The following is a 20,667-nucleotide window of genomic DNA, read 5'->3' on the forward strand; positions in this document are numbered from 1 at the left end:
TGCAATCGCGCTGCGGCTTCCGCTTGTGGAACTCCGCTGCTGAGGGACGAGCGCCCGCGGCCGGAGCTAGGCGATAGCGCTGGCGCTGGTAGGTTCGCGGTCATGTTGGAAGTGCTGGTTGCCTTGCTGGCCTTCATCGCGCTGCTGGTTGCAGGCGCCTGGATCGTAGGCGACCTTGTCGCGCGGTACCTCGTTCGGGCCACTGCCGACTCTCTCGACGCCGTCGAATCGGCGCGTCGGCTCTGACGGTCCTCACGGGCGGTGCCGACCCGAGGCGGCCGGCGCGTTTCCCTGGCCGCCTTCGGCGGCAGCGGGTCGGGAGACCCGCGCACCCAGAGCTACACCGTCACGTGATGGGTGTCTTTACTACGACCGGTGAAGCTCACCGCGGGCGGATGCTGGCCAGAAGGCCGGCGCACCGACACCCGGCACTTGGCGGGCTGCAGCGCGGAGCTGATGTCCTCCAGCCTGAACCGGGCCGAGGGGAGGGTCCCAGGGGGCTGGAGGCGAGCGACTGCCGATGGCCTCTCAGTAACTGACGTCCTACCGGAGCGAAGCCGACCGAAGCGAACCCTCATCCCTCCAGTTATCAAGAAGGGGTGAGCGGCTCCTGGGACCCTCCCCTCGGCCCGGTCCAGGCGGGTGCGACCGGCGCCGCCGCTGTCAGGGCCGGAACTGCGTCGCCCGCGGCTTGAGCCGCGCCGGCTGCGAGACGATGTTCCACGCCATGTCGAGCCACTCGCAGATGAGGGCGCGGGTGTCGCGGGGGTCGATCATCTCTTCGACCTGGAACCGGGAGAGGGGGCCGACGGGGCCGCGGGCGCTTTCGATGCGGGCCATCAGTTCTTCCCGGAAGGCCTTCGGGTCTTCGGCCTGGGCGAGCTGCCGCTTGTAGGCGGCCTCGATGCCACCCTCGGGCGGGATGCCGCCGGTGTCGGCGGCCGGCCAGACGACGCGCATCGAGGGCTGGGCCCGTGGGGTCGCGTAGTTGTTGCCGGCGACGCCGAAGCTGCGGCGCATGATGACGGTGAAGACGGGGACGGTGGCCTGGGCGAAGGCGATCATCCACTGGCCGCCCCAGCGGATCGTGCCGGTGATCTCGTGTTCGAGGCCCACGGCGAAACCGGGGTTGTCGACGAGGTTGAGGACCGGCAGGTGGAAGAGGTCGCAGAGGTCGAGGTGGCGGATCAGCTTGCGGCAGCCGTCGGCGGTGAGCGCGCCGCCGTTGGCATGCTGGCTGTCCGAGGCGATGACGCCCATGGGACGGCCGGCGAATCTCACGAAGCCGGTGACCTGGTCGGTGCCCCATAGCGGACCGATCTCGAAGAACGAGTCCCGGTCCGCCATCAGCCGGATCGCGCGGCGGACGTCGAAGGTCGCCGTGCGCTTGCGGGGGATCAGGCTGAACAGCTCTTCGTCGCGCCGGTCGGGCGGGTCGTTCGGGTCCGGCGTCGCGGTCGAAGGCGTCTCGAAGACGGAGGAAGGCAGGTAGGAGAGGAAGCGCCGGGTGAGGACCATCGCCTCCTCCTCGGTTTCCGCCAGGTTGTCCACCGAGCCGTTGCGGCAGTGGATGTGCCAGCCGCCCAGGTCCTCCTTGGTGATGTCGTAGCCCATCGCGGGGCGCACCACCGGCGGTCCCGCGACGAACAGTTGCGCGATGTCGCGCACCATGACCGAGAAGTGGCCGAGCACCGCTTTGGCGGCGCCGATGCCGACGACGCTGCCGAGCAGGACGTTGACGACCGGCACGGTGCCCAGTTGCTCGGTGTACATGGTGCTGCCGAGGTGGCCGGGCAGGAAGGAGCCGCCGCCGCCCGCGACCCGGGGCCGCCCCGCCTTGATCGCGCCCCGGCTCTCCTTCGCCTTGCTCTCGCCGTCCTTCTGCTGTTGCGGCACCATCGCGGCGACGCTGCCGCCGCCCGACGAGCCGTCGAGCAGGCGGATCGAAGGCGCGCGCATCTCGAGGGCCAGGCGGTCTAGGTAGCTGCTCTTCGCGCCGATCGCGCCGTCCGCGTGGCCGCCCCGTGAGGTGAAGTCGTCGGCGCAGACGACCGCGGTGCGGCCCCCGATCCGGCCCCATCCGCCGACGTGGTTGGCCGGCGTGAAGGCCGTGATCGCGCCGGCCTCGTCGTAGGACGCGAAACCGGCGATGCTGCCGATCTCGTGGAAGGAGTCTTTGTCGAGCAGGAGGTCGATTCGTTCCCTGCAGGTCAGCTTGCCGCGGCTGCGCTGGCGGACGACCCCGGGATCGCCGGAGCCCGGGGCGAGGCGTTCGAGGGCCAGGGCCTGCATCGTGGCCACGTCCTCGAGCATCGGCGCCCAGGTGTCGTCCCGATGCGCGGTGACCGCTTCGCAGGTCGCGTCCCCGGCCGGCGCGACGACCGCGACGACCTGGCCCGCCTCCACCGTGTCGCCGGGTTGCAGCGGCTGCAGGGCGGCCACCCGGCCGTCGCAGGGCGAGGTGACGGCGGACTCCATCTTCATCGCGCTGACGACGAGCAGCGTCTCGCCGGCGGCCACCTGCTCGCCGTCCGTCGCGCGCACCTCGAGGATCGAGCCGGCCATCGGGCAGGCGACGGCCTGCTGGCCGGGTTCGACGTCGAGTTCCGCGGAGGTCGTCCTCGCCGCGGGCTGCGTGCCCGCGCCGCTCGCGACGGAGAGCCCCATCACGGTCGCCTGTTGCCGCAACAGGGTCATGGCGCCGTTGGCGGTCGCGATGCCGACGTCGGCCGAAAGTAGCTCCGGGTTCTCCTCCAGGAGGGTGGTCCGGGCGTCGCCGGCGCGGACGGAGGGATGGGCGAGGATCGCCTTGAGCTGGTCGAGGTTGGTGGCGAGTCCGCCGACGTGGAACTCCGAGACCGCGCGCCGTACGCGCTCGACGGCGGCGGTGAAGGACGCGGCGCCGGGACCGAACGAGGAAGAGCTGGTGGCCGTCACCTTGGCGAGCAGGGGGTCGAACTGGGGCGGTGGCGAGTAGCCGACGTAGCCGCAGCCGTCGACCCGCACGCCGGGGCCGGCGGGTTCCTTGTACGCGCTCAGCGTTCCGGCGCCGCGGGCGACCACGCGGGCCTGGACGGCGAAACCCCGCGGTTCACCGACCGCAGTCTGGTCGCCGAGACCCAGGGAGTCGAGGCTGGCGCCGGCGGCGAGTCGAAACTGAGCCTCGACGAGATCGAACCCGGTGACCTGCTCGGTGACCGTGTGCTCGACCTGGATGCGGGCATTGCACTCGATGAAGAAGTGCTCGCTGGTCTCGGGGACGATCAGGAACTCGACGGTGCCGGCGTTGACGTAGGCGGCGGCCTCCATCAGCCTGACCGCGTCGGCGAGGAGGCGGTCGCGCAGATCGCCGTCCAGGCCGGGCGCGGGGGCCGTCTCGATCACTTTCTGGTTGCGCAACTGAACGGAGCAGTCCCGCTCGTGCAGGTGGACGGCGTTGCCGTTCGCGTCGGCGAGGACCTGGACCTCGATGTGCCGTGGGCGCTCGATCAGCTTCTCGACGAACAGCGCGCCGTCACCGAACGCGGCCGCCGCTTCGCTTCGGCACCGCTCGAAAGCGTCGGCCATCGCGCCGCCGGACCGCACCGTGCGCATGCCGCGGCCGCCCCCTCCGGCGGCCGCCTTGAGCATCACGGGATAGCCGAGCAGATCCGCGAGCGCGGCCGCCTCGTTCGCGGAGTCCACCGGTCCGTCGCTGCCGGGAACGACCGGGATATCGAGGGAAGCCGCAAGCTGGCGCGCGCGCACTTTGTCGCCGAACAGGGACAGGACGGTGGGCGGCGGGCCGACGAAGACGAGGCCGGCCGCGGCGCACCGCTCGGCGAAGGTCGCGTTCTCGGCCAGGAATCCGTAGCCCGGGTGGACGCAGTCGCAGCCGCTGGCGAGGGCGGTGGCGACCAGATCCTCGGCGTCGAGATAGGCGGCGACGGGATCGTCGGGGGCGCCGTTGCCTATCTGCAGCGCCTCCGTCGTCAGCCGCGTGTGGAGCGACAGGGAGTCGGCGGCCGGATAGACGCCGACCGACTCGATGCCCAGCGCCTCCGCCGCCTTGGCGATGCGGATGGCGATCTCGCCGCGGTTGCTGATCAGGACCCTCTGGAGCATGAATGTACTGCCGAGGTTGGGCATTCTGCGCTGATCCCTATGGTGGTGAAGAGGGACAGGAGGATACAGGCGGGGCGCTAGCATCCCGCGCCATGGTCTTCACCTGGCGCTACGCCACCGCCGCCGACGCCCCGGCGATCGTGGCGCTCGTCAACGACGCGTTCGAAGTGGAGGCGGACGTGCTGACCGGCGAACGGATCGCGCTGCCGGACGTACTGGGCCGCCTTGAGCGCGGTTCATTCCTCGTGTGCGACGGGAGCGCCGGCGGTCTGGCGGGTTGCGTCTATGTCGAGTTGCGCGGCGAGACTGGCTACCTCGGCCTGGTGTCCGTCGCATCGGCACGGCAGAGCCTGGGGCTGGGCCGCGACCTGATGGCCGCGGCCGAGGGCTGGTTGCACGAAGCGGGCTGCAGCGTTTGCCAGCTCTGGGTGCTCAGCAGCCGGCCGGAGCTGCTGGCCTGGTACGGCCGGCGCGGGTACCGGGTGGTCCGGAAGGAGCCGTTCGAAGCCGTCAACCCGCCTCCGACGAGAAAGCCCCTTCGGCCCGTCCACTTCGAGATCATGGAGCGCGAGCTGACGCCCCTGGGAGGGAGCGGCTAGGGCTCCCTGAGGGCGTCGTAGAGATCGAGCAACTGGCGCCGGAATCGCCGTTCCTGGATCTGCTCCTCGAGCAGCCGCCTGAAGTCGTCCCTCGAAGGCAGGTAGCGGCCCATCTGCGAGACGAGCGAGAACTTCTCGGTGTCGGCGAAACGGGCGTCGAGTTCGAGCAGGGCGTCGTAGTAGTCGAAGTCGTTCTTGATCAGGTCCGTTTCCCCGGCTTCGGCCATGACCAGGGCGACCCGGTGGTAGGGCGCCACCAGCGAGCGCGTCGATCCAGGCGTTTCGTGGGCGACGATCTTCACTTCGTCGCCGACGGCGAAACGATCGCGCAGTTCTCGCGCGCTGAGGGGCTGCTTCGTGCAGTTCTCGTCCGTCGTCTCGACGGTCACCGCGTAGCGCGAACGGGGCCGCGGAAGGTGAACGGCGTCTTCGACCTGGACCTCGAGCTGGAAGGCGCCGCCATCTTCCAGCGGCAACGCGGCCGCTTCGGTCACGAAGCCGCGGAAGACGTAGATGTCCTGGGGGAAGAGGCCGTGGAGTTCAGGGCCGGGGCAGTCCTGGGCGGTCGCGGCGCCGGCGGTCAGGGCCACGCACAGGATGGCGATGCCGAACAGGGCTCGACTCATGCAGGCTCGGGCGCCTCGGCCGCACTATCTACCGACAGTTCTCCGCTGCCGGCGGGGGTACCGAGCGGAGACTCGCCGCGGCCGACCCTGGCGATCGCCTCGCGCAGGCCGGCCGCGAGCCAGGCGAGCGCTATCGAGGCCGAGATGACCGTGCCGATCAGGGACGAGTACCAGACCCATTGCACCGGCCCGCGCAGCCAGAACGTCGCCGCCCAGGCCAGGGGAGCGCTGATCAGGATGACCCGCAGCAGGGACAGCCAGAGCTCCGGGGAGCCGCGGCCCAGGCCCTGCAGGCTGCGGCCGGTGAGGATGGAAACGCCGATGAAGGGATAGGCGAAGACGACCACCCGCAGGTAGTCGACGCCCAGTGTGTGGATCCCGGGACTGTCGGTGAAGAAGGCGACGAGGGCGGGTGCAAGGACATAGAACGCCGCGGCGATCGCGATGCTGAGCAGGATCGTCCGCACCATCGCGTAGCGGACGATCTCCCGCAGCAGATCGCCGCGGCGGGCGCCGTAGAACATGCCGACCAGGGTCACCAGGCCGGAGGCGATCGCGACCTGGGGCAGGATGACCACGTGGTCGAGACGGCTGCCGATCTGAAGCGCGGCCACCGCGTCCGGCGTGTGCTCGACCAGGATGCGGTTCAGTACGCCGCCGCCGAGCGACATGACCAGGAACGACAGCGAGGCGGGCAGGCCGATGACGCAGATGCTGCGGATGATCGCGCTGTCGTAGCGGAAGTTCGCGAGGTCGAAGCGGACGTAGGAGAGCTTGGCCACGAACAGCAGGTAGACGAAGACCAGGGCGGCCGCCGCCTGGCTGACGATCGTCGCCAGGGCGGCGCCGGCCACGCCCATGCCGAAGGTGAAGATGAACAGCGGGTCGAGGGCGATGTTCAGCACGGTGGCGGCGCCCTGGACGATCACCGGCGTCTTCACGTTGCCTTCGCCCGAGAGGATTGAACGGAAGAAGACGGCCAGAATCATGAATGGGTAGCCGCAGGCCAGCACGCGGAAGTAGCTCCAGGCCTGGGGCACGAGTTCGGCCGGCACACCGAGCGCGTGGAGCAGGGGAATGCCGAAAACGAGCGCCGAACCCGTCGTCAGTGCGGCGACCAGGGCGCCGATCAGCACCGAGTGCTCGGCGGCGCGGTCGGCGCGCACGCGGTCGCGGGCGCCGATCGCCTGAGCGATCACCGCCGTGATGCCGGTGCCCAGGCCGAAGGTCACGCCCATCGCCAGGAACACGAGCGGCATGTTGAAGGCGAGAGCGGTCAGGGCCTCCGGGCTCACGCGGCCGACGAAGAACATGTCGACGATCATGTAGAGCGTCTGGATCGACATGCCGATCAGGATCGGCATCGCCAATAGCCACAGCGCTCGCCGCGGATTCTCGGCGAAGCGGTCGAGACGGTCGGCCCCCGGACGCTCCTGCATCGGCGGAGACTACATCGGGGTCCCGGCACTGCCGCCTCGAGGATCCGGATGGGGTTTCTTCTTGTATAGTCCGGCCCAACTGCACCCCAAGCCACCCAAGAAGGCACAGGAGGTCCCATGTTCCGACCCGCTCCGTCCCTGGTCGCAATGACCAGCTTCGCAGTCCTCGCGCTCGTCGCGTCCGCGACCGTCGCGGCGGCCCCGAACGCGAACAACCTCGACGCACCGCTGACCGTCTACACGGGCTCGATCGTCGGCAACGACGGCGAGCCGATTCGCGGCGCCACCGTGTCGCTGTTCTCGACCGACGAACAGCGCAGCATCTCGGTGTACAGCCAGCCGGACGGCACGTACAAGCTGCCCGCCGTTCCCTCTGGCAAGTACAAGCTCCGCGTCCGCCTGACCGGCTGGCTCGACGAGTGGAAGGACCTCAAGGAAACGACCGAGCCGACACCGATTCAGGTCCGCCTGCGCCAGGCCGAGGGTTGGGCCCTGCAGTCGCAGCGCCCGGCGCACGACCTGATGAACATGATGGAGTGGGAGGACGAGGCGGACGCGCTGAACTTCAAGATGATGTGCGCCTACTGCCACCAGGTCGGCACCGTCGGCTTCCGTTCACCCGAAGAGCCCGTCGACTGGGAAGTCATGCTGACCCGGATGGACGGCTTCCAAGGTCTGTACAAGCACACCCAGGACATCCTGGTCGACAAGATTGTGGACGTCTACGGCCGCGACGCGGAAGAGAACTGGACGAACTTCGAGCCGCCTGAGGCGCCGTCCGGCGAGTCGCTCAAGGGCGAGGTTCGCGAGTGGCTGATGGGTGACCAGGCCGGCGCCGTGATCCACGACCTCGAGCTGGGCGACGACGGTCTCGTCTACACCGTCGACATGGCCCAGGACGTGATCGAGACCCTCGACCCGGTCACCGGCGAGCGGGCCTTCTACACGGTTCCCGGCGGCAAGGACTACCTCTCGCCGTCCAGTCCGACGACCGGCATCCACTCCATCGAGAAGGCCGAGGACGGCAACATGTGGGTCACCCTCGCCTACTCGGGCCAGATGGGTGAGTTCGACGTCGAGACCAAGGAATGGCGGCTTGGCTCCGGCCGCACGGCTCCGCGTCCGCGCGGCGGCTACCCGCACACCCTGCGCTTCGCGCCTGACGGGATCCTCTGGTGGACCGACGCCGGAAGCCCGAACGGCGTCGGCGTCATGTCGCTCGATCCCGAGACCTGGGACGGCAAGCGGTGGGAAGTCACCGAGTACAAGCTGCCGACCAAGGACCAGGTCCGCGGCGGCGGCGCCCGCGGTGAGTCCCGCGGCGTGACACCGTACGGCATCGACGTGGCGCCGAACGGCCACGTCTTCTACAGCAAGCTGAATGGCCAGCGCGTCGGCCGGATCCGCCCGCAGCTCGATGCCGGCGATCCGGAGCGGATCGTCGAGTGGCGGCCGCCGGTGCACGGTCCGCGCCGTCTGCACGTGGCCCCCGACGGCATCGTCTGGGTGCCGGGCTGGGCTTCGGGTGACGTCGCGTCGTTCAACGAGGAGACGGAAGAGTGGAAGGTCTATGACCTGCCGCACGGCCCGAACTCGCTGCCCTACGCGCTGAACATCAATCCGACGAACGGTGAGGTGTGGATCACCGGTACCGGCACCGACTCGATGCTCCGCTTCGATCCGAAGACGGAGAAGTTCGTCGAGTACCGGATGCCGATGATGGTCACCTACACCCGCGAGATCGAGTTCGACGAGGAAGGCAACGCCTGGACCACGAACTCGAACGCTCCGTCCCGTCACGCCGAGCACCGTCAGGGCTCGGTGCTGATGATCTCGTCGGGCGGCGGCGAGTAGGCGGCTCGGCCAGACGCAGTTCGACGGCCGGTCCTTCGGGGCCGGCCGTTTGCGTTTCGGTGCCTCCCTACGTGTAAACTAGTTGAATGAACTGGTTGACTGAGTCGGGAGAGACTGTGAGTGTAGGCGCGTTCGAGGCGAAGACCCACCTCTCAGCCCTGCTCGACAGGGTTTCGCAAGGCAAGGAAGTGGTCATCACGCGCAGGGGCCAACCTGTGGCACGGCTGATTCCCGCGCGTCAGGCGAAGCGGAGCGAGACGGAGAGTGTGATCGCGGAGCTCCGCCGCCGGCGGGCGGGTCTGACCTTGGACGGTCTGAATTGGAAGGACCTTCGCGATGAAGGTCGCCGATGAGCTTCGTTCTCGACTGCTCGGTAACGGTAGCCTGGTTGTTCGAGGACGAGGCGACTCCGGCGATTGATGCGCTGCAGGACCAGTTGAAGGAGGAAGTGGCACTGGTTCCGGGACACTGGCGTCTGGAAGTCGGCAACGTTCTGGCGCAGGCAGAACGGCGGAAACGGCTCACACCGGCCCAGACCTCGGCGCATCTTGAACTCCTGGACCGTCTGCCGGTCGCAACCGACAACGAGACGGACAGTCGAGCGTTCCGTGAGATCCTCTCGGTCGCCCGGACCGAGCGTCTGACCACTCATGATGCGGCCTACTTGGAGCTGGCCGCCCGGCGCGGCGTACCGTTGGCTACTCTGGACCGCGCGCTCGCGCGGGCGGCGCGAAGGGTGGGTGTAGCGACGCTGCCCGCCTGAGGTCATCAGGCTCGAAGGCGCTCTCGAGGGGTGGGCGTCGGGTGCTACCGTAGCTGTCGTGACTCGGGAGAACACCGGAGCGCTTTCGGAGCGCCATGATCGGAGATTCACGCTACGCGTGACGGAGAAGGCGCTTCCTAGGCTGGCCTTATGGCGTCTGGCCCGGCAGAGGTCACGCGAGATGTCGCCGGCCAAGCAGAGGGCGATGGTCGTTCTCATGCTCTTCGGGACGGCCGTGTGGACCGTGAACTCGGCGATGTCGCTAGGTGACTGGCGCCCGCCGTTCCTTGGCTTGGTCGCCGTCGGCATCCTGTTCGTCGGCGCCGCGGTTCTGGCCCGTGTGAACCGGCAACCTGAACAGCAGCGATCGAGCGGCCTCGCGGCGTGGCTCGACGGTTGCCCGGGATGGTTCCAGGGAGCCGTTCTTGGCCTGATCGCCGTGGCCCTGGCGACCGCTCTCTACCGGTTTCTCGGGACCCTTGATGAAACGGCAGCAGCCGCGCGTGGCTGGGGCTTTGACCCGTTGTTCGTCTTCCTGTTCGGTGGCATTACCCTCGTGTTTCTGCTTCAGATGCGGCGGTTGGGCCCAGAAGACGTACCGTGACGGGGTTGGGGGGAGCGGCGGGTCGAGGGCGCGCGGATCCGAGCATGCGATGGTGCGCGTTCTGGCTCTTCACGGCCTGCTATGGCTCGTCGGTTGCTCTCGCTGTTAGGGGATCGACCGAGCCCCGTTTGGCTGCCTATCTTCCGCTCGCAGTACTGACGCTTGTGGTCGCCGGCGTAGCGGCCATGGCTTGGAGCGCGCGCCGCGCGCTTCTTCAAAAGCCCTCGGGACTGCTGGCCTGGCTCGATTCGATCCCTGACTGGCAAGTGCGGTGCTTGCACTTGACTGGTTTGGTCGTTCTGGTCGGCTCGTTGGTTGCTGCCTGGCCCGGGGGAACGGGGATGACGCAGCTTGAGGCGACCGGGATGCTCGTCGGCGGAGGCCTCCTGATACTGGCCGTGTGGTGTGGACCACGGCCACTCCGGTTTCGTCGGCGTCGCTGAGCTTCGGACGGCGGCTCCCAGCCGGGCGCGGTTGCCTTACGTTTGGTCGTTTCGGTGGTTGATAGCCTGCGCGCGTCCGACGAGCAGCGGCCGAATACGGGGCCGCTGCGACGAGGCGAATCAAACGATGCAGGTCGTTCGACAGCCGAAAGCCGAGATTACTCGCGGAAGTGCGCCACCCGACTTGAGGTGGGTCATGTTCTGGTTGTTCTGGACCTACTACGTTCTCGCGGGACTTGAGGTGACATTGGCGCTTCGACGGTCGAGCGAGGGGTTGGGACTGTCGATAGCGACGTTCTCGGCACTGACCTTTCTCGCAGGCGTACTCGCGACGGCTGGCTTGAGTGCGCGGACCGAAGGCGTCGGGCTCCTGGTCTGGGTGGAGCGGTTTCCCGACAAGCTGATTCAGTCGGCACAGTTGACCGGTTTGGCTCTGGTCCTCTTGGCCGTTTACTCAGGCACTCCCTGGGGGGCGGGCTTAGAGGTGTTGCACGAGTCGGCCTTCATGTTGGGATTCGCCCTGGCGGCTCTTGCGATCTTCTGCAACGTCAGACCTCTCTTCGGGCGTCGCTGGACCTGGAAGATCGGCGCCAGGAAGAGCGGAGATCCCGCGGGCGATTCGAAGTGAAGGACGCGCCCGCTTGGAGGAGAGAACCTGAGCTCTGGCGTGCGGTGGGGCTTGTTCTGGCTGTGCAGCGTCTGCGCCGCGCTTATGGCGGCCATCTCTTGGGAGTCCGACGAACGGCGGTGGCTTGCTCTCGCCATTGCCGTCGTGCTGGGCGCCTACCTCGGCGTGTTGGCGGCGGCCCGGTGGACTGAAGGCGAGGCGCTTTCGCGATCAAGGACCCTGATGGAACGGTTCCAGGCGGCGCCTGATTGGGTAGTCCGGCTGGCTGCACTGACTGGTGCAGCCGCCCTGCTCACGGCGTCGTTTCTCCCATGGGGACGGCAGGAGATCTTCGCTCCGGCCGCAGTCGTGGGTTGGTCCTTGATCGGCCTGATCTGGCTGGCGCGCCCCCGGCCCTTCCGCTTCCGCCGTCGCTAGCTCGGACAGGCCAGAACGACCGCGAGAGGCGACTCCTGGACTGGTTGGATGGGAGCCGGAGATAGCAGAACGACTCGGAAGTGCGCCAGTCGGCCGCAGACACAGGGGCCAACGTGGATCAGGCTGTGGTGCGTCGCCGTGTGGGGTCTGCTTTGCGTCGAGTTCATTTGGGTGGTTGTCAGATCGATGTCGTGAAAAGGCTGGGCTGGCGTAGATCCCTAGAACGAGTACCGGAGCGAGTTCGACAGCACGACATCCGTCTCCTTGACGCCCGTGGGCGGCTCGCTGTCGTGGGCGACGTTCAGGTTGATCGCCAGGGCGAGGCCGCGAAGAAGCTGGATTTCGAAAGAGGTCTCGGAGAGCACGCGGTAGTCCTCGGCGCGGTCGAACCGGGTCTGGAAGTAGAGAGTCTCGACCAGACGGAGGCGTTCGTCCCTGCTGTTGTAGCGGACGGTCAGGTAGTTGGTGGAGCGGTGGTGTTCGCTGCGTCGCGCGTCGGCGAGTTCCGCGGGCAGATCCAGGGTCTCCCGCTCGAGCATGTAGCCGGTGCCGAGGAAGACCTCGGCGCGGGGCGACTCCAGCACCTGGAAGCGGCCCCCGCCGCCGAACAGGAGCCGCTGTTCGAGCCGGGTGAACTCGTTGAACTGGTGCTGGCCGAACACCTCGTACGAGAACCGGCCACTGTGTTCGCGGATGAATCGCAGGTGGCTCAGCGCGTTGTTGACGAAACGGCTCTCGTTCAGCCGGGTGAAGGAGTAGTTCGACGTCAGGAAGATGACGTTGGTGGGACGTTTCGGGGCGTCCTCGCCGTCCGTCGACTCCTCCTCGGCCGGGTCGGATACCCCGTTGGGATGCATCCAGGCGTACTGGACGCGAGCGCCGGCGCCGAGAATGTCGCGCTCCGTGTTGCCTCGCTGGAGGGAGGAGCTGAGGTCGATCGTGCTGGCCCACCCCGGCGCCTCGGCGCCGACGCGCATGCTCTCCGTGTTGACTTGGGCCGCGGCGGGCAGCGTCAGTGCGGTTGTCGCCGCCAGGGCGGCGAGCAGGCGCACGGCGAGGGCGCATTGGCCTTCCAGTCTCATGCAGCGCGACGTTACTCTGGAAACGCCGACGTATCGGCGAGGCCGCAGAAAGAGCGGCTCGGATTCGTATAGGTGCGTGCGGCGTCGCCCGCCTTGTCCTTCACGGTCAGCCGGTAGTCGACGTCGGTGAGGCCGGCGGCGAAGACCCAGAAGGCGTCGTTGTGCGTCCGGCCATCCAGCACCTTCACCGCAAGTTCGATGTTGCCGGGCGAGAAGAAGGACATGTAGCCCGTGGTGCCGGCGCCGGGGAACGGCGAGGCCGGGCCGGTCTCGCCGTCGGCCTTCGTCCAGACGGCCGTGATCTCGAACCGGCCGTCGAGCAGGCAGAACGCGCCGGGCGCGCAGTCGACGCCCGCTTCTTCGGACGAGGAGGGGAGGGCGGCGGTAACGGGCAATACCGACGCGGCGCTGGCGCCCGCCGGCTCGGCGAAGGCCATCGTGTCGCCTCGGCCGCACACCTCACCGGGCGGATTCCGGTAGACGACGACCTGGTCGCGCAGCGTGTCGGTGACGGCCAACCAGTACTCGACATCGGTGAGGGCGCCGTAGAACACCCAGTGGTGACGGTTGACGCCGCTGCCGTCGAGGATCTTCACGACCAGTTCGACGTTGTCCGGGGAGAAGAAGGTGGCGATGCCGCTCTCGTCACTCAGTCGGCTGAGCGAGCCCGTGCCGCGCTCACCGTCGTGCTGGGACTCCCACTCGACCTCGACCCGGAAGCGGCCCCCGCCGAGGCAGAGAGCGCCGTCGTTCTCCGTGCAGCCCGCGGCTGCGGTCATGTCCTGGATGACCCCCACGGCACGGACCTCCGGCAGGTCGGCGCCTCCCTGGACGTGGCTCAACGTGAAATCGAACAGTTCGCTTCGCTCGATCTGGTCGTCCGCCATCAGGGGCACCGTGACCTCCCGCGGCCCCGACTCGCCGTGCCGCCAGGTCAGACGGCCGGAGACGGCGCCGAAGTCCGCTTCTTCGGCCGAACGGGGCGCCGTGCGGTAGTCGACGGCGACATCACCCTCCGTCCCGCCTCGCCGCTCGACCGACACCGTGGCCAGGCCGCCCTCCTGGCCGACGAAGGCCGGCGCGGTGAACTCGATCGAACCTGCGGGGTTCGCGGGCTCGCCGCCGGGGCCGATCCAGATTCTCATGCGTCGGGGAGCGTCGATGCCGCCGCTCATCGCTTCGAACTCGAAGCGGAGGTCGCGCGGGTCGATACTGGTGGCGTTCGGGAGCAGCGGCACGCGGACGGTGCGGGGCGAGGCGTCGCCGTGCTCCCAGCGGAGTTCGCCTTCGGTACGGCGGAAGTCGCGGCCGGCGCGGGCGCTGCCGTTGCGGGCGCGGTAGGCGAGAGTCGCCGCTCCGTCGCTGCCGCCCTCTCGGCTGATCTCGATCGTGATCGCTCTCGGACCGCTGTCCCCGGTCGAGGACAAGGTCGCAGCGGTCCACCGGCCCCGCCGTTCCGGCCTGATCGCAGCCCGGGCCAGGTCCTGCAGTTCCTCAAAGTAGCTTCGGAACGTCTCCTGAGGGCGAGGCGAGCGTTCGGAGAGGGTGATCATCGTCATCACGATGTCGGCTTCCGGATCGACGCCGATGTACTGGCCGTTGTAGCCGTGGGCGAGGTAGCGCCCCCGTGGCCTGATCCACCACTGGTAGCCGTAGCTCGGCGCGCCGGCGATGCCGCCGGTCTGGCTGCGTGTGGACTCCGCGATCCACTCGCGGGAGACGAGGCGCCGGCCCTCCCAGAGGCCTTCCTGCAGGGCGAGCTGCCCGATCTTCGCCATGTCGCGGGGCCGGATGCGGAGGCCGGTGCCGCCCCAGTGCCGGCCGCTGAGGTCCGGGTCCCAGGTTGCAGTGTGGATGCCCAGCGGTTCGAACAGGTGTTTCCGGACGAAGGCGAGATGGCTCTGCCCGGAGGCGCGGTTGTTCGCCTCGGCGATCACGTGCGACAGCCCGCTCGAGTAGGAGAACTCGGCGCCGGGCTGCGCCACCACCTCCCGGGTCAACACGTAGTCGACGCTATCCGGGTTGTTCCAGAACGCCTGGTCGGTGTCGTTCCATGCCATGCCGGCGGTCATCGTCAGGGCATGGCGCAGCGTCAGCCGGTTCTTCGGCGCCTCCGCGAGGCGGTGGGCGTAGTGCGGAATGAGGTCCGCCAGCCGGGCGTCGACGGAGGGGATGAGGCCGCGGTCGAGCGCGATGCCGGTCGCCAGCGAGGTGACACTCTTGCTGACCGAATGGACGTTCTTGAGGGTCGTGTTCGTGAAGCCGCCGAAGTAGGTCTCGGCGACCAGGGTCCCGTGGCGGACGATGACGATCCCGCGCACGGTCTGGAACTCGGGGCGGGAGCCGACCCGGTCGAAAATGTCCTGGACGGCTCCCCGGTCCAGACCCTGGTGCGCCGGGACGGAGCGGGCCCAACCGTCGCCGATGTCCGGCGGCTGGGCCAGACCGGGTTGGGCCGCGAGGGCGAGCAGGACGACGAAGGCCGCGGCCGCTCCTCCACCTGGATCAGGATTCGACATGGGGTTCGGAATGGGCGCTATTCTTGGGCATTGAGCATAGTCACAGGTGGAGCCACAGAGTCCGTGTCGCCGGCGGGCGCGGAATCGGCTGGAAGGAGTTCATGATGAACCGACGAGTTTCCCTGATCGCAGCCCTCCTCGCAGTTCCGATCGTCTGGCTGGCGGCAGCGGGCTGCGCCGTCAGCGGCGGTTCGGAGGCGGAAGCCGCGACCGACGTGTCCGACTTCGACGCCTCGGTCGATGTCGGATCGATCGACTTTCCGACCTCAGCGGGCGAGGAGGCGCAGAGGCACTTCATCCGCGGCGTCGCGATTCTCCACAGCTTCGGCTACGAGCAGGCACGCGAGCAATTCCACGCCGCCCAGGAGATCGAGCCCGATTTCGCGCTCGCGTACTGGGGCGAGACGCTGACCTACAACCATCCGTTGATGCCGGAACGGGATCTCGAGTCGCCGCGCGAAGCCCTGGCGCGGCTCGGCGAGACTCGCGACGAACGGGCGGCCAAGGCCGGCGACGAGCGCGAACGGGGCTTCCTGACCGCGGTCGAGGAGTTGTTCGGCGAAGGCGAACTGGTCGAGCGGCGCATCGCCTACATGGAGGCGATGGAGCGGCTCTACGAGGGCTACCCGGACGACGACGAGGTCGCCGCTTTCTACGCGCTGTCGCTGCTGCAGGCGGTCGGGCCGCTCGACGACGACACCTTCCGGCTGAACGTCCTGGCAGGGTCGATCGGTCTCGGCGTCTTCGAGCGCAACCCGAACCACCCCGGGGCGGCCCACTACATCATCCACGCCTTCGACGATCCGGTCCACGCGCCGCTGGCGCTGCCGGCGGCCTATCGTTTCGCCGACATCGCGGCCGCCGTCTCCCACGCCCGCCACATGCCGTCGCACATCTTCATCCAGCGCGGCATGTGGGACCGGGTGTCGCAGTCGAACGACTCCGCGTATGAGGCCGCGGTGGCGCTCTGGGACCCGGGCGAGCGCGTCAGTGACATGGTCCACTCGCTCGACTGGGGGCAGTACGGCGACCTGCAGCGCGGCGACTACGCCAAGGCGCGGGAGTGGATCGCCGAACTCGACGACTTGGTCGAGCGCACCGAAAGCGACTGGGCCGAGAACACCGTGCCGCTCGTGCGCGCCCGCTACATCGTGGAGACGGAGGAGTGGGAGACCCGCGAGATCACGGACGACACATCCACTTCGGAGTTGCTGGCGACCGGGATCTCGGCGGTCCACTCCGGCGAGCTCGACCTGGCCCGTGAGGCCGCCGCGCGGCTCAGGAAGGCGGGCGAGCGGCAGAGCGGCGACAGCTCGACGTTCCAGCGCGGCCCCAAGCCCGCCCAGGTCATGCACCACGAGGTGGCCGGCCTGATCCGGCTCGCCGAGGGCGACGCCGACGGCGCCGTCGAACTGTTCGACAAGGGGCTGGCGATCGCTTCGACGATGGGGCCGCCGCGCGGCGCCGCGTCGCCGATCAAGCCGATCCGGGAGCTCTACGGCGAGGTGCTGCTGAAGCTCGAACGCCCGGAGGACGCGATCGCGCAGTTCGAGGATCAGTTGCTCTACACGCCGAACCGGCCACGCACCCTGCTCGGGCTGGCGCGCGCACAGGCCGTGGCGGGTGACAGGGCCGCGGCCTCCGAGTCGTACCAGCGACTGCTCGAGACCTGGGCAGGCGCGACCGAGCCGAAGGAGCTTGCCGAGGCGCGGGAGTTCGTCTCGGCCTCCGCGTGAGGCCGCTGGGGTGACGTGACCTTCGAGACCGAGTTCGAGACCAGACACAGCGACTGCTTCGCCGCCACCGGCTTCGTCCACGCAGGCGTGCTGCTGGCGCTGACCGAGATGGCGTACGCGCGGTTCGAACAGCACTGCGGAATCGATGCGGACCTGAAGCCCGCCCGCGTCTACGCGGTGCAGCGGTCGACGACGGCGACCTACTTCTCGCCGCTGCGCTGGCAGGAGGGAGCGCGGATCCGGGTACACACGACGGAGGCGACGGAGCGTGGATTCTCCCAGGACTTCGAGGTCCTTTCCGCCGCCGCCGGCCGCGAGGTCGCCCGCTTCACCCACCGCTGGGTATGGCTGGACACGGAAGCCGGGCGGCCGGTCATCCTGTCCGGGGAAGTCCAACGACTGCTGCTACGAGGCTGACCCCGGGAACACGGAAGGAGGACGCACATGAGGCGTCGAAGTCACTCTCTACTCACCCTGTGCCTATGTCCGATAGCCGCCGTCTGGGCGTGTGATGCGGTCGATGAGCCCGAGGCCGGCGGTCCTGGCGTGGTGATCGAAACCTCCTACGGCGCGGTCGAAGGCGCGCCAGTGGATGACGGCCGCGGTCCGGCCGGCGACGTGCTCGTCTTCCGCGGCGTTCCCTACGCGGCGCCGCCCGCAGGCGATCTGCGCTGGCGGCCGCCGCAGCCGCCGTCCTCGTGGGAAGGTGTACGGCCGGCCCTTCAGTCGGGCGCGCCGTGCTGGCAGGCGATCAGTCCGGACACTTCCATCTGGAGCCGGGGGGAGATCGACCGGAGCGAGGACTGCCTGTACCTCGACTTGTGGACCGCCGCCGACGGTGGCGGTCCGCGGCCGGTCATGGTCTGGTTCCACGGCGGCAGCCACGAAGTGGGGCACGGGTCGTCCCTCATCTTCGACGGCGCGGCCCTTGCTCGCAAGGGCGTCGTCCTGGTGTCGATCAACTACCGGCTCGGCCCCTTCGGCTTCTTCGCCCACGAAGCGCTGACCGCCGAGTCGGAGCATGGGTCTTCCGGCAACTACGGCCTTCTCGACAAGATCGCCGCGCTGCGGTGGGTGCGGGACAACGCGCAGGCGTTCGGCGGCGACCCCGAGCGAGTGACCATCTTCGGGCAATCGGCGGGTTCGATGAGCGTCTGCAGCCTGGTCGCGTCGCCGCTCGCGGCCGGCCTGTTTCACCGTGCGATCGGCCAGTCCGCCGGTTGCTTCACTCCGCTCGAGAGCCTGGAACAGGCGGAGCGGCGCGGCATGCTGCTCGCCGACGGGTTGGGAGTCGCGGAGGATGCCGCCGCGGCTGAGACCGCCGCCGCGATGCGGGCCGCTTCGCCCGAGGACGTGCTGGCCGGGGCCGGCAGTTCCGGTTGGTCGGCGGGCGCGAAGACGGTGGTCGACGGCTGGTACCTTCCGGATCAGCCGTCGACGATCTACGCTCGCGGGGAGCACAACCGGGTGCCGATGATGGTCGGCTTCATGGGAGACGAGTCGCGGGCACTGTTCGCGCCCGGCCCGGTGCTTGAACGCCCGGCACTCCGACGGCAGTTGAAAGAGCAGTACGGCGAGGCGGCCACCGGGCTCCTGGCTGCCTACGCCGTCGAGGCGGAGCAGGCGCCTGCCGCGGTGCCGAGCCTGATCTTCTCCGACACGATCTTCGGCTGGGGCAGCCGCTCCTGGGTCCGCTACGCCGCGGCGGCCGGCGGCGACGCCTACCTCTACTACATTCCCCACGCACCGCCGGTGTTCCGGCTGTACTTGCCGGACCGGCCGGACCTGGGCGGTGAAGGCGGTCCGCGACGGATGGGCGCCTACCATTCCGGCGATCTGGCCTACGTCTTCGGCAACACCGACCTGGTGGGGATCAACTGGGAGGACTGGGACCACGAGATCGCCGACCTGCTGTCGAGCTACTGGACCAACTTCGCGAAGACCGGCGATCCGAACGGCGAGGGGTTGCCCGAGTGGCCGCGCTACCAGCCCGAAACCGACCAGGCGCTCGTCGTCGGCGACGCGGTGAGTGTCGAGTCGGGTGTGCTGAAAGAGAAGCTCGACGCCCTGGACGTGGCCCTGGGCGGCGGATGAGCGCCATCGCCGAGCCGCTGCCCGCGGCCATCGAGGACTTCCGCGATCAGGTGCTGGAGTTCGCGGAGCGCGAGGTGCTGCCGCGGCACCAGAGCCGCCCCGAAATCCTCGACGATCCCCGCGGTCGCTACGACCCAACCGGCCGGCTCCGGCCCGAGGCCGTCGAGCTGATACGCGAAGTCCGCATGGCCTCGGCCCGCGAGGGACTCTTCACCGCGTGCGTGCCCGAGGAGCTCGGCGGCGGCGGCCATGGCCATCTCGCCTACTACGCTGGCTGGCAGGCCCTCTTTCACCGCCTGGGGCCGCGTCCATGGCTCCTGCTGCACGTCATGGCGCACTGGGCGTTCGGCCCGAGCCGGCTCCTGTCGCAGCTATCGGAGCAGGCGTGCGAGCGCTTCCTGCCGGGGTTGATGGACGGTTCGAAGATCATGTGCTTCGGTCTCTCCGAACCGGGCGCCGGCTCCGACCTGTCGGCCCTTGCGACGAGAGCGGAGCGGGACGGTGACGGCTGGCGGATCATCGGCCGAAAGATCTGGACGACGCACGGGCCGATCGCCGACTACTGCGTGCTGTTCGCGCGCACCGGCGAGGGCGGGATCACCGCCTTCATCGTGCCGACTGAAGCGGAGGGCTTCAGGCGCGTACGGGTCGTGGAGCTCTTCGGCGACATCGGCGGCGACGAGGCGGAGATCGCTCTCGAAGGCCTCTACGTCGAGCCGTGGCAGGTCATCGGCGAAGTCGACCGCGGTCTGGCCGCGGCGCTCTACGGAGTTTCGCTGGGCCGTGTCTACAACTCGGCCCGCGCCGTCGGGACCGGTCGCTGGGCGATCGAGACGGCGCTCGCTTACGCCCGGACGCGTGAAGCCTTCGGTTCCCCCATCGCCGAGTACCAGGGAGTGAGCTTTCCCCTGGCCGAGTCCGCAACGGAGCTCCATGCCGCGCACCTGATGGGCCGAAACGCCTCCCGACTGCTCGATGGCGGCAGCCGCGCGATCAAGGAACTCAGCATGACGAAGACCTACTCGGTCCAGGTGGGGCTGCGCGCGGTCGACCGCGCGATGCAGACGCACGGCGCCCTCGGCTTCACGAACGAACTCGGCCTCACCGAGGCCTGGAAGGCGCTGCGGGTTGTCAACGTCGCCGACGGCTCGAACGAGATCATGAACCGGATGATCGCCCGCCAGTTGCTGAGGGGCGACACCGATCTCTGAGGCTTGACCTCTTCAGTACTTGCCCATCTCCAGCGTGCCGGACGCCAGTTCATGGGTCTCGTCGCCCATGCGGTGGACCGCCTTGACGGTCAGGTAGTAGCTGTTTCCGCGGCCGCCGGAGCAGGGCGGCAGGTAGGCGCCGGCCTTGTCCCACGTCGGTGCCTTGTGCTCCTCGACGACGAAGAAGCCGGCCGGCAGGTCGGTCGTGTGGCCGGGTACAGAGCCGACGTCTGTGCTGCCCGTCCCGGGCTCGATCTCCAGGCCGAACTTGCCGTGGCCGCCGTTGTCCATGGGCGGGAAGTCACGGTCGCTGAACTCGATAATCAGCGCGTTCGCCTGCTCGGGAATGCCCGCGACGTGGATGGTGGGAGATCCCGCCTCTCCTCCGAACTTCTGGCACTGGCTGCCCTCGGGCACGGTCTCGCCGTTCCAGGCTTCATCGAGGAATCGGAGTTCAAGGTCCGCCGCGGTGCCCGCGGCGGCCGTGCCGATGGCGATGAGAATTGCGGCCGTCAGACGGCGTGCGGTGGTTGGGCGATGCGGCATAG

18 protein-coding genes are annotated in these 20,667 nt (G+C 68.7%); 12 read left to right on the top strand and 6 right to left on the bottom strand.

What is annotated here, in order from left to right; genetic code table 11:
• The first annotated feature begins 102 nt into the window (after positions 1–102).
• Positions 103–246 carry a hypothetical protein gene (locus tag OXI49_03715; GenBank protein MDE2689595.1) on the top strand — a complete coding sequence of 48 codons (144 nt, stop codon included), beginning with the start codon at positions 103–105 and terminating at the stop codon, positions 244–246.
• Positions 247–663: 417 nt separating this feature from the next.
• Here OXI49_03715 and OXI49_03720 read toward each other — a convergent pair whose 3' ends face one another.
• Positions 664–4,104, bottom strand: coding sequence for an ATP-grasp domain-containing protein (locus OXI49_03720; protein ID MDE2689596.1), 3,441 nt, complete (start codon positions 4,102–4,104; stop codon positions 664–666).
• Between the two features lie 92 nt (positions 4,105–4,196).
• Here OXI49_03720 and OXI49_03725 point away from each other — a divergent pair, with 92 nt between their 5' ends.
• The gene (locus tag OXI49_03725; protein ID MDE2689597.1) at positions 4,197–4,703 is read left to right on the top strand and encodes a GNAT family N-acetyltransferase; all 507 of its coding nucleotides are present in this window, start codon (positions 4,197–4,199) and stop codon (positions 4,701–4,703) included.
• Here the strand turns inward: OXI49_03725 and OXI49_03730 are convergent.
• A complete protein-coding gene (locus OXI49_03730) occupies positions 4,700–5,329 on the bottom strand; it encodes a hypothetical protein (protein ID MDE2689598.1) in 630 nt (209 codons plus the stop codon). The two genes, OXI49_03725 and OXI49_03730, sit on opposite strands and share 4 nt — an antisense overlap.
• Entirely contained in the window at positions 5,326–6,768 is a 1,443-nt protein-coding gene (locus tag OXI49_03735) for an MATE family efflux transporter (GenBank protein ID MDE2689599.1), read from the bottom strand. Before OXI49_03735 ends, OXI49_03730 begins: the two co-directional genes overlap by 4 nt.
• A 117-nt stretch (positions 6,769–6,885) precedes the next feature.
• On the opposite strand from OXI49_03735, the gene OXI49_03740 reads away from it, so the two are divergent.
• The 6 genes from OXI49_03740 to OXI49_03765 all read left to right on the top strand — a co-directional run bounded on the left by OXI49_03740 (position 6,886) and on the right by OXI49_03765 (position 11,477).
• Positions 6,886–8,622: a carboxypeptidase regulatory-like domain-containing protein gene (locus OXI49_03740; protein ID MDE2689600.1), complete on the top strand. Its 1,737-nt coding sequence runs from the start codon at positions 6,886–6,888 to the stop codon at positions 8,620–8,622.
• A gap of 86 nt (positions 8,623–8,708) precedes the next feature.
• Positions 8,709–8,975, top strand: a complete 267-nt coding sequence (locus OXI49_03745; protein ID MDE2689601.1) for a type II toxin-antitoxin system prevent-host-death family antitoxin — start codon at positions 8,709–8,711, stop codon at positions 8,973–8,975.
• Complete coding sequence (locus tag OXI49_03750) at positions 8,972–9,385, top strand: type II toxin-antitoxin system VapC family toxin (GenBank protein MDE2689602.1); 414 nt, start codon at positions 8,972–8,974, stop codon at positions 9,383–9,385. Before OXI49_03745 ends, OXI49_03750 begins: the two co-directional genes overlap by 4 nt.
• A gap of 244 nt (positions 9,386–9,629) precedes the next feature.
• On the top strand, positions 9,630–9,989 hold the full coding sequence (locus tag OXI49_03755; GenBank protein MDE2689603.1) for a hypothetical protein: 360 nt from the start codon (positions 9,630–9,632) through the stop codon (positions 9,987–9,989).
• Between the two features lie 639 nt (positions 9,990–10,628).
• Entirely contained in the window at positions 10,629–11,060 is a 432-nt protein-coding gene (locus tag OXI49_03760; protein MDE2689604.1) for a hypothetical protein, read from the top strand.
• Between the two features lie 84 nt (positions 11,061–11,144).
• Complete coding sequence (locus OXI49_03765) at positions 11,145–11,477, top strand: hypothetical protein (protein ID MDE2689605.1); 333 nt, start codon at positions 11,145–11,147, stop codon at positions 11,475–11,477.
• 218 nt (positions 11,478–11,695) lie between these two features.
• On the opposite strand, the gene OXI49_03770 is transcribed toward OXI49_03765, so the two are convergent.
• A complete protein-coding gene (locus OXI49_03770) occupies positions 11,696–12,559 on the bottom strand; it encodes a DUF481 domain-containing protein (protein ID MDE2689606.1) in 864 nt (287 codons plus the stop codon).
• 11 nt (positions 12,560–12,570) lie between these two features.
• Complete coding sequence (locus OXI49_03775; protein MDE2689607.1) at positions 12,571–15,078, bottom strand: serine hydrolase; 2,508 nt, start codon at positions 15,076–15,078, stop codon at positions 12,571–12,573.
• Positions 15,079–15,182: 104 nt separating this feature from the next.
• Here OXI49_03775 and OXI49_03780 point away from each other — a divergent pair, with 104 nt between their 5' ends.
• The 4 genes from OXI49_03780 (at position 15,183) to OXI49_03795 (ending at position 20,119) form a co-directional block, all read left to right on the top strand.
• Positions 15,183–16,814, top strand: coding sequence for a hypothetical protein (locus OXI49_03780; GenBank protein ID MDE2689608.1), 1,632 nt, complete (start codon positions 15,183–15,185; stop codon positions 16,812–16,814).
• A gap of 15 nt (positions 16,815–16,829) precedes the next feature.
• Complete coding sequence (locus OXI49_03785; protein ID MDE2689609.1) at positions 16,830–17,231, top strand: thioesterase family protein; 402 nt, start codon at positions 16,830–16,832, stop codon at positions 17,229–17,231.
• A 132-nt stretch (positions 17,232–17,363) separates the two neighbouring features.
• Positions 17,364–18,908, top strand: a complete 1,545-nt coding sequence (locus OXI49_03790) for a carboxylesterase family protein (GenBank protein ID MDE2689610.1) — start codon at positions 17,364–17,366, stop codon at positions 18,906–18,908.
• The gene (locus OXI49_03795; protein ID MDE2689611.1) at positions 18,905–20,119 is read left to right on the top strand and encodes an acyl-CoA dehydrogenase; all 1,215 of its coding nucleotides are present in this window, start codon (positions 18,905–18,907) and stop codon (positions 20,117–20,119) included. Before OXI49_03790 ends, OXI49_03795 begins: the two co-directional genes overlap by 4 nt.
• A 12-nt stretch (positions 20,120–20,131) precedes the next feature.
• Here the strand turns inward: OXI49_03795 and OXI49_03800 are convergent, their stop codons facing one another.
• Positions 20,132–20,665 (bottom strand): hypothetical protein, encoded by a 534-nt coding sequence (locus OXI49_03800; protein ID MDE2689612.1) that lies wholly within the window; start codon positions 20,663–20,665, stop codon positions 20,132–20,134.
• Between the last annotated feature and the right edge of the window lie 2 nt (positions 20,666–20,667).

Source organism: Acidobacteriota bacterium (genome assembly GCA_028875725.1).
In the GTDB taxonomy this organism is placed as follows: domain Bacteria; phylum Acidobacteriota; class Thermoanaerobaculia; order Multivoradales; family Multivoraceae; genus Multivorans.